A 12,764-nucleotide genomic window follows, 5' to 3' on the forward strand; every position below is an offset into this window, starting at 1 on the left:
CAAATTAGAAGCGTGGAATATCAGGGAAAGGCACTTCACCATGATGCACGTGCATGAAACCCATTTCAGCACAGCGGTTCAAGGTAGGAATATGCTTGCCCGGATTCAGCAATCTATTCGGATCAAAGGCGGCTTTCACATCAAAGAAACGCGTACGTTCTTGATCGCTAAACTGCACACACATTTGGTCGATTTTTTCCACACCCACGCCGTGTTCACCGGTGATAGAACCACCCAGTTTCACAGAAAGCTCCAGAATGTCGCCCCCAAAAGCCATTGCACGGTCTTTTTCTTCAGGGATACTGCCATCAAACAAAATCAGAGGGTGCAAGTTACCATCGCCCGCGTGAAACACGTTCAAGCAACGCAAGTTATGCTTTTTCTCTAGGTCTTGCATGGTCACCAACATCTCGGACAAGCGTTTGCGTGGGATGGTGCCATCCATGCAAATGTAGTCAGGCGAGATACGGCCTGCAGCGGGGAATGCAGCTTTACGACCTGCCCAAAATAGGGCGCGTTCTTCCTCAGATTGGGACACACGAATTTCGGTTGCACCACTTTCGGTCAACACAGCTTTCATGCGAGCCACTTCGGCAGCCACTTCTTCAGGCGTACCATCAGATTCACACAGCAAGATCGCGGCGGCATCCAATGGGTAACCCGCTTTCACAAAGGCTTCCACAGCAACTGTTGCTGGCTGATCCATCATTTCCAAACCAGCAGGAATAATACCGGCAGCAATCACGTTTGCTACAGCATCACAGGCTTTGGAGACGTCATCGAAACTCGCCAAAATACACTGTGCCAATTGCGGTGTAGGGGTAAGCTTCACGGTCACTTCAGTAACCACTGCCAACATACCTTCGGAACCGGTCATCAACGACAGCAAGTCAAAGCCAGGCACATCCAATGCATGGCTGCCTATTTCCAGAATATCGCCATCAATGGTCACCACACGCAACTTCAACAAGTTGTGGATAGTCAGACCGTACTTCAAACAGTGCACGCCACCCGCGTTTTCAGCCACGTTACCGCCGATACTACAGGCGATCTGCGAAGAGGGATCAGGTGCGTAATACAACCCGTATTGCGCGGCATCCTGAGAGATTTTCAGGTTACGCACGCCCGGCTGCACAATAGCTGTGCGCGCATAAGGGTCGATTTTCAGAATTTTGTTCAGTTTGGCCAGTGACAGCAATACACCTTGTGGGTGCGGCATAGCGCCACCCGACAAACCGGTACCCGCACCACGCGCCACAATAGGCACGCCCATGGACGCACAGACTTTAATGGCTTGCACCACTTGCTCTTCGTTAGCGGGCATCACCACCAACAAAGGCAAGCTGCGAATCAGCGTAAAGCCGTCGCACTCGTAGGGTTTAAGTTGTTCTGGTGTGTGCAAAACGGCTTCAGCAGATGTAGCCTTTTGCAATGCGGCGATCAGTGCATCCCTGTCCACAGGGTCAAACTGATATTCCGCATAAAGATTGTGTTCATGAAGGTCAGACATAAGGCCCCTGTCGCAATCCATGTACGAATGGATCAGATGTGTAGCCCCGACAGAGAGCGCATCAGCACGATACGCCCATCGCTATGTCAGGCACTGCACATTTGGTAAAGTGGTAAGACCATTTAATGGTAGCCTAACTATACCAAGGCGCATAGCGGCATAAACCCTAAGAGCGCATACCTTCAGTACAAACTGTCTGTCTATTTTGATTAGTCTTGGTCGTCAGACTGTCTAAATTGCTGCACCCAATAAGTGGTGGACGCATCGTGATGGGTCGCTTCTGTACTAGGGCGACGCAGCTCACCCAAGATGCCTGCAGCCAATTGCTTACCGTATTCCACCCCCCACTGATCGAAGGGGTTGATGCCCCAGATCAGGCCTTGCACAAACACTTTGTGTTCGTAGGCTGCCAACAACGCCCCCAAGCTATATGGCGTCAAATGCGGCAACACAATCAAGGTATTAGGACGGCCACCTTTGTGTACGCGGTGTTTAGCCAACCAAGAGGCTTCTTCAGCTTCCATGCCGCTAGACAAGCATTCTTGCAATGCCTGTGCATAACTTTTACCACGCAGCATCGCTTCGCGCTGTGCCAAACAGTGGGCTAATAAAGTTTGATGGTGAGTGGGCCAACTGTGATCGGCATGCTTACACACGATGAAATCCACCGGTGCGCCATCACTACCTTGGTGCAACCACTGGAAGAATGTATGTTGCGCATCCGTGCCCGGCATGCCCCACACGGCAGGACCCGTAGGTACGGTCACCAACTCGCCATTCAAGTCTACTGACTTGCCCAGTGACTCCATTTCCAACTGCTGTATGTAGGACACCAAATGCCCTAAGCGAAAATCGTAGGGCGCTACATTCAGTGAACCGTAGCCCAGCACACTGCGGTTCACCACGCCCGCCAACGCCATTTGCACAGGGATATTTTGCTCTATAGGTGCTTCGGCAAAGTGTTTATCCATTGCCGCTGCACCAGCCAACATACCCGCCACCACGTCACTGCTCACCGCCATTGCGGTGGTCAAGTTCACGGCAGACCATAGCGAGAACCTACCGCCTACCCAGTCCCAGAAACTAAAAATATTACTTTCAGGAATGCCCCATTCATGCGCACGGTCAGGGCGCGCGGTAATGGCCACCACATTGCTGTACGGATCGGGCACATCAGCGGCTTTTAGCCACTCCAATGCACGGGAGGCATTCTCTAATGTTTCTACCGTGGTGAATGACTTACTCGCCACCACGATCAGCGTATCCATAGGATTTAAATCAGACAACGCACCGGCTATCGCATGACCATCAATATTGGCCACAAAGCGTACCGTACGCCACTGCTTACAGTAACCAAAGGCGCTAACACTTAAGCGCACACCCCAGTCACTACCGCCAATACCAATGTGTACGATGTTGCGCCATTTACGGCTAATATCTGCCGTGCGAATAAACGCATTCAAACGTTCGCGCTCGGTCGTGATTTCCTCTTTAGGTGCCGCAGGTGCTCGCAACGCGGTATGCCACGCAGCCCTACCTTCAGTCACATTACTGACACCCCCACTCAGTAAAATGTCGCGTTGTTGCTCAAACTGTCTGTCTGCCAGCAATGCTTTGGCGGCGGCCTCTAATTCTGCAGAATGCAGTTGACCACTAAAGTCAGCATGCAGACCCGCCGCGCGTATACATCGTACGGAATCCAATTGCACAGAAGCTTGCAAAGCAGCATCTGCAAAGTGTTGCCAGGAGTCTAGTTGCGTAAGAGGAGGAACAGGATAGTGCACGTCAGGAGGTTCTTCTTAAAGGATCACTAAAGCCATCAGGGTCGCAACATCAAGACCCAACAGCTGATTATACCCTCAGCCTTTCCCAAGTTTGCTGTCCATCTAGCAAACACGCTGTTCACAGCCCAACCGCTTGCAATTTCCGGCGCTATACTGGCTTTCAGTTCTAACAATTAAAGCCTCTACAGAGACAAACTATGCGCATTCATAAAATCGCCGTCATCGCCGGAGACGGTATAGGTAAAGAAGTTATGCCCGAAGGGCTGCGAGTGCTAGAAGCCGCCGCACGACAACATGGCATTGAGCTGGAATTCGAACATTTAGACTGGTCCAGCGCTGAGTACTACCAAGAGCACGGCACCATGCTGCCAGAGAACTGGTTTGAACATTTGGCACCCTTTGACGCGATTTATTTCGGTGCGGTAGGCTGGCCCGATGTGGTGCCTGATCATGTGTCACTATGGGGTTCATTACTGCAATTCCGCCGTGGCTTTGACCAATACATCAACCTACGTCCTGTACGCTTGATGCCGGGCGTCCCTTGCCCCTTGGCCAACAAAAAACCGGGCGATATCGATTTCTTAGTCGTACGCGAAAACACCGAAGGTGAATACACCAACTTGGGTGGCCGTATTTTTGAAGGCACCGACCGTGAAGTCGTGATTCAGGAATCCATTTTTACCCGTACGGGTGTAGACCGTGTACTGGACTACGCCTTTAAAGTGGCCAGCAGTCGCCCCGCTAAACACTTAAGCGCTGCAACCAAATCCAACGGTTTGGCCATCAGCATGCCGTACTGGGACGAACGTGTGGCCGCTCGTGCCGCCGACTACCCAGAGGTACGTTGGGACAAACATCATATCGACATCATGGCGGCACGCTTCGTACTGAAGCCTGAACAGTTCGATGTCGTCGTTGCATCTAACCTGTTTGGCGACATTTTGTCTGACTTGGGCCCAGCATGTACTGGCACCATCGGTTTGGCACCGTCCGCCAACCTGAACCCCGAGCGTAAATTCCCATCCTTGTTTGAGCCTGTACACGGCTCTGCACCCGACATTTATGGCAAGAACATCGCCAACCCTATAGGCATGATCTGGTCTGGCGCGTTGATGCTGGACTTTTTGGGTGATGGTAAAGACAACTATCGCGCCGCACACGACGCCATTCTGTCTGCAATTGAACACACTCTAGAAAACGGTCCGCGCACCGCAGATCTAGGCGGCTCAGCTAGCACCACAGAAATGGGCGAAGCCATCTGCCAAAGGCTGTAATTCGGGTTAGTCGTAAGTTTTGCAGGGTGCCACGATGCGCTAACATAGAAGCCCTATGCGCACTGGCTTCCCTGTCTTATGACTGTCTTGCTGTCCCGCTTTTTGGGCTTATGTCTGACCCTAACCCTACTACTGGGTTATGCGTCCGACAGCCTTGCTGCGCCAGCTCAAGAGGTACGCATCGGGGTGCTGGCCTACCGGGATTCAGACGCCACCCATGACACATGGGAATCCACCATTGAGCACCTGAACAAAGCTCTGCCCGAATACCATTTCACGTTGAAGCAAGGCGACCACCAATCGCTGCAACATGCGATTGAAAATGGTGATGTGGATTTCATTCTGACCAACCCCGGTCATTATGTAACGCTGGAAACCCTACTAGGGGCCAGTCGTATTGCTACCTTGGAACAAGGTGGCCGACCTTCTGTAGAGAACTCCCTAGGCACTACAGTCATTGCGCGCGCCGATCGCAGTGACCTGAACACCCTGTTTGATCTCAAGAAACAAAAACTCGCCGCCACATCCCCCGAAGGTTTCACCAGCTACCAAGTACTCTGGCGCGAGTTAGAAGCCTTAGGCATGAAGCCCGACACTGATGTGCAGTTACTCTTCACCGGTTTGCCCATGGATAAGGTGTGGCAGGCAGTGGAAAGCGGCAAGGCCGATGTAGGCGCTATACGTGGCTGTTTGCTGGAAACACTGCCCAATTGGCAAGAACGATTCCGTGTGGTGTCTCCGCTGCCTACTACCTCCTTGGGCTGTGCGGTGTCATCACGGCTGTACCCCAACTGGCCATTGGCCTCGCTACGTTATACCAACCCAAAACTGGCTCGTGCAGTGGCCGTCGCCCTGCTGCAAATGCCTACAGACGAACAAGGCCTATCATGGGCAGTACCGGCTGATTACCAGTCTGTACACGATATGTTCAAAGAATTAAAAATCGGCCCATACCAATACTTGCGCGAACCCACGCTGCAGCATTTGGCTGAGCGCTACTGGCCCATTTTGGCCTTTGCCCTGTTAGTGCTGCTAGGTTGGCTGGTATACACCGTACGCGTGGAATACCTCATCCAAAAACGCACACTGTTATTGCAAAATGCTCTCACCGAAGGTGAGGCCATGCGTGAACGCATGCAAGCCAGCCAACAAAAAGCTGACCATATGTCGCGCTTGTCTATTTTGGGTGAGCTATCGGCCAACTTGGCGCACGAACTGAACCAACCACTGGCTGGCATCATTAACTACGGACAAAGTTTGCTACGTAGACAGGCCAATGGCAGGCTAGACCCCGAAGCATTAAATCAAGCGGCCATTGAGATCATCACTCAAGCTGAAACGGCGGCCGGTATTCTGGGCCGTGTGCGCTCTTTTGCACGCAAGCGCCCGCCTGTGCGCGAACACCGTCCCATTATTAGCCTAATACAAGACTCGTTGGACCTGTTCAGCAATATGCTGTCCTCTCCCCCCTCCATCGTGTTAGATGCCCAAGTCCCCCCTGAAACTCGCATACAGGCTGATCCCTTACAAATACAGCAAGTGCTACTGAATCTGCTGAAAAATGGTCTGGATGCCATGCAAGACTTGCCCCCTGATCAACGCGTTTTACAGGTCAAAGTCACCATGCAAGATAACTTGGTGGCCATCGCTGTGCGTGACTGGGGGCATGGCTTGCAAAGTGACACAATTCAACATGTCTTTGACGCGTTCTATACGACCAAAGAGAATGGGCTAGGCCTAGGTTTGGCCATTTGCGTTGGTATTGCCGAAGCACACGGCGGCCAACTCACCGCCACCAAACCCGAACAAGGGCCTGGAATGATCTTTACGTTACTATTACCCACATATGACTGATAAAGAATCCACTATCTACCTCATTGACGATGACGATGCGTTCAGACGCTCGCTCGTGTTTCTACTAGAGTCCGTAGGTTGGAACGTGCGCGACTTCAATAGCGCTGTCACCTTCATGGAAGAATACGATGAGGTGCCCACTGATCTGGGCTGTTTGGTCTTGGATATACGTATGCCCGTCATGAGCGGCCTGCACTTGCAACAACGCTTACATGCGCGCGGCTGGTCTATTCCAATCGTGTTCATCACTGGGCATGGCGACGTAGAGCTCGCTGTACAAGCCATGAAAAGTGGCGCCTGTGATTTCATGGAAAAGCCTTTCCGCGACCAAGCCTTATTGGATGCGGTAGAAAACGCCGTGCGCCAAGGTGGTCATCTGCGTCGTACGTCTGAACGCCGTGCGGCTGCCCAAGAGGCACTCTCGCATTTATCGCAACGTGAATATGAAGTGGCCCGACTGCTGGCGTTAGGCCAACCCAATAAATTGGTGGCGCGCAGCTTGGGTATCAGTGAGAAAACGGTGCATGTGCACCGTCAACGTATTATGGATAAGGCATCGGTCAGTAGTGCCGCGGAACTTGCCCACTTAATGCTACTGACCGACCCAGATTTGTTAGACCAGATTATGCCCACGGTCGCTGAAGACTAAGGCGCAAACTAAGATCCGTAGGTTATTTAACCATGCCCTCTACGCGAGTACGTAGTGCCGGATCCTGCTGGATAGCTAGGCTAATGCCGTTGTACTCATCCAGCTCCATGCCTTTGCCCTTGACTACATCGACCAAACGTTGATCAGCCTCTATGACAATAGCTTGTCGCTCCTCATCAGTCTTGGCTGCAGCAAAGCGAGATTGATAAGGCTCTGCTTCCTTAACCACGACTTTGTAAATGTCTGCGTAACGCTGCAATTGGGCGTCAGAAGGCTGTACCACCGGAATGGCTGTACCAGTTGCAGCAGGTGAGCCCTGTGCCATGGCGTACGGGCTGAATAGTCCAAATGCAATCGCAGCCGCTGCCAAGAATGCTTTCAGGGTTTGTGCCATGTGAACCTCCTCATCAATATCCGTGAGTAACCATCATGACAAGCCTGAGCAGGCGTTACAAGTAACCTAGTGTGTAAACCTGTATCGGGATGCCATGTGTAATTTACTGTCGCACAAAACAGGGCTGCTTTGCAACCCCGTTTCATGTTGCTAAACGTTAAGCATTGAGTAGTCTGCCGGGTAAACCGTTACGTACAGCGGCTCCCGAAACTGAATCCACCCAAGGCGAACGGCTAGCACGGGTAGGATCCACAATACCTAAATCGTTAATGTTCACCCCAGCCGCCAAATCAGAACGATCTGGCTGCGCCGCACCGCCAATGGTGTGACTACGTGCCCCCAACTCGCGGTGGCCGTAACCGTGCTCTACACCTACTACACCGCGCATCACACCTGCATGTACCAAGACGGTGCAAGGCATCACGCCACCGGGAGTTTCCAAACGTGCGCTATCGCCGGTTTGCAGACCCAGTTTCGCAGCATCATCAGGGTGTACTACTACGGGATTATGTGGGTGCAAACCGGTGATACGCGTCGCGATACTGTAGGAGTTCTGCAGTGCTGATTTATAGCTCACCAGCAGTAACGGCCATTCGCTTTCGCTGTACACCGTACGCATAGGAGTGTCATCCAAGAACGCCGGTGCTTTCCACGTTGCACAACCCGAGAAGTGCTTACCAGTAATGGCGTTACGTGCGCCCCCTACATGCTCGCTCCACACCCACAGCGGGTCGCTAAAGCGGTGACGCTGCCAATCATCGTTATCCGCGTCTTGTGCTGCACTAGGCGGCTCGTAGCGGCCACCACGGCTGTACAGCAAGGCCACTTTGCGGATTTCATCGTCTTTCAATGAGGCTTTCATGGCAGGCATCAAACGGTCTACGCCCGACATGGCGATATCGTCGTCGGTTGCATCACCCACAGGCTTGCCACCCAAGTACGCAATGTTAGCCGCGCCACGCAAGAACCAGTCTTCCGCACGCTCAAGTGGTACGGCGTTACCATCTTTATCGCGCAAGCCCTCAGGACCAAAGCCTGGCAAGTCCATGGCTTTAGCCAAAGCCATCACAAAGCTTTCCATACAGATAGGCTGACCATCGGCTGTTTTGGCCTGTTTAGGCTCTATCACCGGCCAACGTGCTGTCATCATCTTGGTAGGTACACCGTTCCACGCCGAAGTCCAACCCCAGCTTTCGTACATCATGGAGTCTGGCACGATGTAGTCAGCAAAAGCGTTACTTTCGTTGATCAGACCATCAATGGAGACAATCAACGGCAGTTTTTTGGGGTCAGCTAAATCCTCACCAAAACGTTCGCGCAAACCAGGTACACCGTACAGCGGGTTAGCCATCCACATAATCATGGCTTTCAAGCTGTAAGGATAGCCGTGGAAGGTACTGGCGAACCACTCAGTCGCCAAACCGGGGGCGCTAGGGAACCAGCCGTCTTGCGCCGGGTAAGCCTGACCTTGTTCTTTTTTCTGCTTAAATTCAGCGGTACGCTCGTAAGGAATATTACGGCCCAGAGGAATACCTTTAGGCTGGATTTTTCCTTCAAAATTCACTAAGTCATAACGCGGGCCGGGCGACATATCGCGGTAGCCACCGCCGTTCATGACGTAACCGCCTTTCCAGTTCAAGTTACCAATTAACGCATTCAAGGTGGTCACCGAGAAAGCGTTGTAGAAACCTGCACCAGACATCATGCCACCGTGTGCGGTAGCACAGGCTTTACGGCCATGGCTGGAAAACTCATCTGCCAAACCAGCAATGACATCAGCATCAATTCCGCAGTCGTTCGCATAGGTGTCTAGGTCTTGCGCAAACACTTCGGATTTCAGCAACTCATACGCTGTACTCACTTGCAGCGGTTTCCCAGCCGACTCTACCGTCGTTTGCACTTCCAACTGTGCAGACTCTTGCATGTTTTTAACCGGTACTAACTCACCAGCGGCGTTCATCACCAAGTAGGGGTCAGCATCACTAAACGCTTCGGCTTCGCCGATATCCATACCGATGTTAGAGCCGCGCAAGTAGCGACCGTAACGGGGATGGTTAGGCTCGGTAATCACCAACCAGCTAGAAGTAGTGAATGATGGCTCACCATTGGCTTTTGCCACCTCAATGCTAGGGTTAGCCAAGTACGCTTTGTTGACCCTATCGTTTTCCATCAACCAGCGCATCATGCCCAACACCAACGCACCGTCCGTACCTGGACGAATAGGCACCCAACGGCCTTGATCGCCAGCCGCACGGTTATCAGAGTTGTTCAATACAGGGTCTACCACCACGTACTCTAAGCGGCCTGCTGCACGACCTTGCGCCAACATACCGCCAGTACGTTTGAAGGGGTTACCCGCGTTACCGGGAGCTGTACCAATAAAGATCACAAACTCGGCATGAGCTAAGTCAGGCTTCGCGTGTGGCATACCACGGTGGTCACCAAACAGCGCGCCCGAACCTGAACGCCATGAGCCGCCACAGTAGGAGCCGTGGCCCACGTAGTTCAAGGTACCGTAGGCGTTCTGCCAGAAGCGGCGTGCCAAGAAGTCACGACCATCGTTCACACTCACGATGTGGCCAACTTGGTTAACTTTAGCGCCCAATGCAGGGTTGTTAGGATCAATAGGAGTTTCCAGATCGCGCAGCGCACGCAAGCCATCCACATGGCCTTCACCAAATAAATCGCCGCCTTCTACCACCTCTTGCACCAGTTGCTCGAAAGAAATGGCTTCCCACTGACCACTATTACGAGGCCCCACACGTTTCATGGGGGTCAACACACGGAAAGGGGAGTTAATCTGATCCAGCGCCGCATTACCGCGACCACAGGCGGTAGAGCGCCCTGCCAAACCTTTGTCTTTGAAGCGTGACAAGCCTACCAAGCTGTCTTTAAAACTCACATCCATAGGCAGGTGAGGTTCGGTAGACAGGGGGTTGTACGGGTTACCGGTGACACGAATCACATCACCAGTGCGTTTATCCACACGCACACGCACCCCACACAAGGTGGTACAGCCCAAACAGCCGGTGTAGCTCACTTGCTGGTTGGGGTTCAGGCGCACTTCACCTGTTTTCTGGTCAACAATGTATTCTGGCTCAGCAGAGTGGCCGTGCAGTCGTTTTTCACCAGTGGGTTTACCCAATACGCTATCGGCCATACGTCCCAGAGTCTGGGAAAAACCGGCTACAAAAGCGACCAAGCCACCCGCTGCAATGAGTTCACGTCGTTCTATTTTCATATTCGTACTCCAACAATTCAGGCCTGACGGGTGTTACCCAACTGATTCAAGGGCAGTAAAGAGGTGAGGGCGATGAACAAGAACACCCACAAACCTGCTGTACCCACAATGCCTAGCAATCCTTCTGGCCCTAAGGGCAACTGGTAGCTGTAGTAGCCTGCGCCGGTTTTAGGCACTTCTTGGCCACCGATGAAAATACTCCAACGCATCATCCACGTAGAGTGCAGGGCCAACAAGCCAATCAACAAACCAGAGCCGGGGCGTTTCCATGCCAGCAAGAAGGTAATCACCGTTGCCAATACCGCCCATGCAGCGGCCAAGCGCCAGTTTTCTGCTGGTGCAACCTCGGCTAAAGCGGCGCTGTGTACAGGCGACCAACCGCTCAGTGCAATCACCAACCACAACGCACCTACCAACAAGGCACACAGCTGACTTAGCGCTAACCAACGCGATGCTTTCTGCACAATCAAGGTGGATGGTCTGGACATCATGCGGTTAAAAATCAGCACCATACCCAAGGCTCCAGCCATGGCTGTCACCACGAACTGCACGGGTAACAACGGTGTGTTCCACAATGGGCGGGACGCTACCACCATCACCTCAGCACCGGTATACAGCGCTACCAAGAAGGCACCAATAGTTGTCACCACTGCTGCAATACCTAACGCGGTACGGCTTTCATGACCACCTAAAGACAACCATCTAGCGATAGGGGCGTAACGAGTAGGTTGCGCGCCGGTTTTCGCCAACAACGGACGCCATGCCAACCAGCCATACAGCAACAAACCACCCACATACACAGGAATAAATACTGCCCCCCACGCCATCCATGATTTAGGATTGAAGTGCAGGTAGAAATTCAGGAAACGGCCGGGCTGGTGTAAGTCGGCCAACAATGCCACTGGCGCACTAATGCCGCAAATCACCGCAACAGCGAGCGCCAAGTTAGAAATACCGCCCCACGAGGGACGCTTAAACATAATGCCTGGCAGCGACAGCAAAAATCCGCAGTACGACAAACCAATTAAGAAGAAGTACTGCACCGCCCAGGGCAACCAAGCCACTTCACGGGAAACGTTGATGGTTTCTACAATTTGGGTATACATAGCTGGCTCCAGAACTTAGATGGACGTATGGCGAGGTTTCCACAAGGCAGCTTCACCTACCACCTTGCCCTGGAATTTCTCATCCAGCCCTATGTAAAACACATGTGGGTCTGTGCCCGCCTCAGGTTTCAGCACTTTCAGCTCATCTTTGGACGCTTGCAGCAACTGGTTCAGTTCACCATCGGGATCATTCAGATCACCAAAAATACGAGCACCACCTACACAGGTTTCCACACAGGCGGGTAACAAACCGGCTTCGAGTCGGTGCGCACAGAAGGTGCATTTATCGGCTTTACCCGTGTTGTGGTTAATGAAACGTGCATCGTAAGGACAGGCTTGTACACAGTACGCACAGCCCACACAGCGGTCGCTGTCTACCAGCACCAAACCATCTTCTTGTTTGAAAGTAGCGCCTACTGGACACACCGGCACACAGGGTGGGTTATCACAGTGGTTACATAGTCTAGGCAGCACATAGGTACCGGCTGGCTGATCTTCGCCCTCTAGCGCCACGCTGTAGGTGGACACCACCGTACGGAAGCTGCCTTCCGGGACGGCGTTTTCCTGAATACAAGACACCGTACAGGCCTGACAGCCAATGCACTTACGTACGTCTACCAACATGGCCCAGCGATGTTTGCTTTGGTCATCTGCCATGGCTGGTGTGGGTAGGGCTACCGCAGCGGCAGTCACCACAGGAATACCACGTAAGAATGCGCGGCGGCCCGCATCTGGCTGTTGTGTCTGACTCGCACAGGAGCGTGCGGCCCCTTGGCAGCCTGAAGTGGACACACTGGTAGCTGGCGTAGCCGGTTGCAGTGATTCTGCCCGTGCTTTGCGCGAGAAAAAACGGATTATGCTCTGGCGCGGTGCGGCACCGGTGTTGGCTTCTGGACTAGGGCTCATAGAACTCTCCTGACATCATTGCTGACACTCGCCGCAACGTTTTGAT

At 52.8% G+C, this 12,764-nt stretch carries 9 protein-coding genes; 3 read left to right on the forward strand and 6 right to left on the reverse strand.

Annotated features, from left to right (window positions below):
* Window positions 1–4 precede the first annotated feature (4 nt).
* On the reverse strand, window positions 5–1,510 hold the full coding sequence (locus tag ACLO87_RS14010) for an FAD-linked oxidase C-terminal domain-containing protein (protein WP_430224028.1): 1,506 nt from the start codon (window positions 1,508–1,510) through the stop codon (window positions 5–7).
* A 209-nt stretch (window positions 1,511–1,719) separates the two neighbouring features.
* A complete protein-coding gene (gene pgi, locus ACLO87_RS14015; RefSeq protein ID WP_430224029.1) occupies window positions 1,720–3,294 on the reverse strand; it encodes a glucose-6-phosphate isomerase in 1,575 nt (524 codons plus the stop codon).
* A gap of 197 nt (window positions 3,295–3,491) precedes the next feature.
* On the opposite strand from pgi, the gene ACLO87_RS14020 reads away from it, so the two are divergent.
* The 3 genes from ACLO87_RS14020 (at window position 3,492) to ACLO87_RS14030 (ending at window position 7,071) form a co-directional block, all read left to right on the forward strand.
* The gene (locus tag ACLO87_RS14020; protein ID WP_430224030.1) at window positions 3,492–4,568 is read left to right on the forward strand and encodes a tartrate dehydrogenase; all 1,077 of its coding nucleotides are present in this window, start codon (window positions 3,492–3,494) and stop codon (window positions 4,566–4,568) included.
* Between the two features lie 78 nt (window positions 4,569–4,646).
* Window positions 4,647–6,422: a sensor histidine kinase gene (locus ACLO87_RS14025; protein ID WP_430224031.1), complete on the forward strand. Its 1,776-nt coding sequence runs from the start codon at window positions 4,647–4,649 to the stop codon at window positions 6,420–6,422.
* On the forward strand, window positions 6,415–7,071 hold the full coding sequence (locus tag ACLO87_RS14030) for a response regulator transcription factor (RefSeq protein ID WP_135863334.1): 657 nt from the start codon (window positions 6,415–6,417) through the stop codon (window positions 7,069–7,071). The genes ACLO87_RS14025 and ACLO87_RS14030 overlap by 8 nt, the downstream gene beginning before the upstream one ends.
* 22 nt (window positions 7,072–7,093) lie before the next feature.
* Here the strand turns inward: ACLO87_RS14030 and ACLO87_RS14035 are convergent, their stop codons facing one another.
* From ACLO87_RS14035 to dsrO, 4 genes are all read right to left on the reverse strand, one after another.
* Window positions 7,094–7,465, reverse strand: coding sequence for a DUF4168 domain-containing protein (locus ACLO87_RS14035; protein WP_430224032.1), 372 nt, complete (start codon window positions 7,463–7,465; stop codon window positions 7,094–7,096).
* A 157-nt stretch (window positions 7,466–7,622) separates the two neighbouring features.
* On the reverse strand, window positions 7,623–10,706 hold the full coding sequence (locus ACLO87_RS14040) for a molybdopterin dinucleotide binding domain-containing protein (RefSeq protein ID WP_430224033.1): 3,084 nt from the start codon (window positions 10,704–10,706) through the stop codon (window positions 7,623–7,625).
* A 17-nt stretch (window positions 10,707–10,723) separates the two neighbouring features.
* Window positions 10,724–11,812 carry an NrfD/PsrC family molybdoenzyme membrane anchor subunit gene (gene nrfD, locus ACLO87_RS14045; protein ID WP_135863330.1) on the reverse strand — a complete coding sequence of 363 codons (1,089 nt, stop codon included), beginning with the start codon at window positions 11,810–11,812 and terminating at the stop codon, window positions 10,724–10,726.
* A 15-nt stretch (window positions 11,813–11,827) separates the two neighbouring features.
* Complete coding sequence (gene dsrO, locus ACLO87_RS14050) at window positions 11,828–12,718, reverse strand: sulfate reduction electron transfer complex DsrMKJOP subunit DsrO (RefSeq protein ID WP_430224034.1); 891 nt, start codon at window positions 12,716–12,718, stop codon at window positions 11,828–11,830.
* Between the last annotated feature and the right edge of the window lie 46 nt (window positions 12,719–12,764).

It is taken from the genome of Paenalcaligenes sp. Me52, from assembly GCF_050487965.1.
Classification (GTDB): Bacteria; Pseudomonadota; Gammaproteobacteria; order Burkholderiales; family Burkholderiaceae_B; genus Paenalcaligenes.

What these genes read in the sequence shown, in the direction of transcription:
- ACLO87_RS14010 (WP_430224028.1), bottom strand. Translation starts at nt 1,510, where the DNA reads ATGTCTGACCTTCATGAACACAATCTTTATGCGGAATATCAGTTTGAC.
- ACLO87_RS14020 (WP_430224030.1), top strand. Translation starts at nt 3,492, where the DNA reads ATGCGCATTCATAAAATCGCCGTCATCGCCGGAGACGGTATAGGTAAA.
- ACLO87_RS14025 (WP_430224031.1), top strand. Translation starts at nt 4,647, where the DNA reads ATGACTGTCTTGCTGTCCCGCTTTTTGGGCTTATGTCTGACCCTAACC.
- ACLO87_RS14030 (WP_135863334.1), top strand. Translation starts at nt 6,415, where the DNA reads ATGACTGATAAAGAATCCACTATCTACCTCATTGACGATGACGATGCG.
- ACLO87_RS14035 (WP_430224032.1), bottom strand. Translation starts at nt 7,465, where the DNA reads ATGGCACAAACCCTGAAAGCATTCTTGGCAGCGGCTGCGATTGCATTT.
- ACLO87_RS14040 (WP_430224033.1), bottom strand. Translation starts at nt 10,706, where the DNA reads ATGAAAATAGAACGACGTGAACTCATTGCAGCGGGTGGCTTGGTCGCT.
- nrfD (WP_135863330.1), bottom strand. Translation starts at nt 11,812, where the DNA reads ATGTATACCCAAATTGTAGAAACCATCAACGTTTCCCGTGAAGTGGCT.
- dsrO (WP_430224034.1), bottom strand. Translation starts at nt 12,718, where the DNA reads ATGAGCCCTAGTCCAGAAGCCAACACCGGTGCCGCACCGCGCCAGAGC.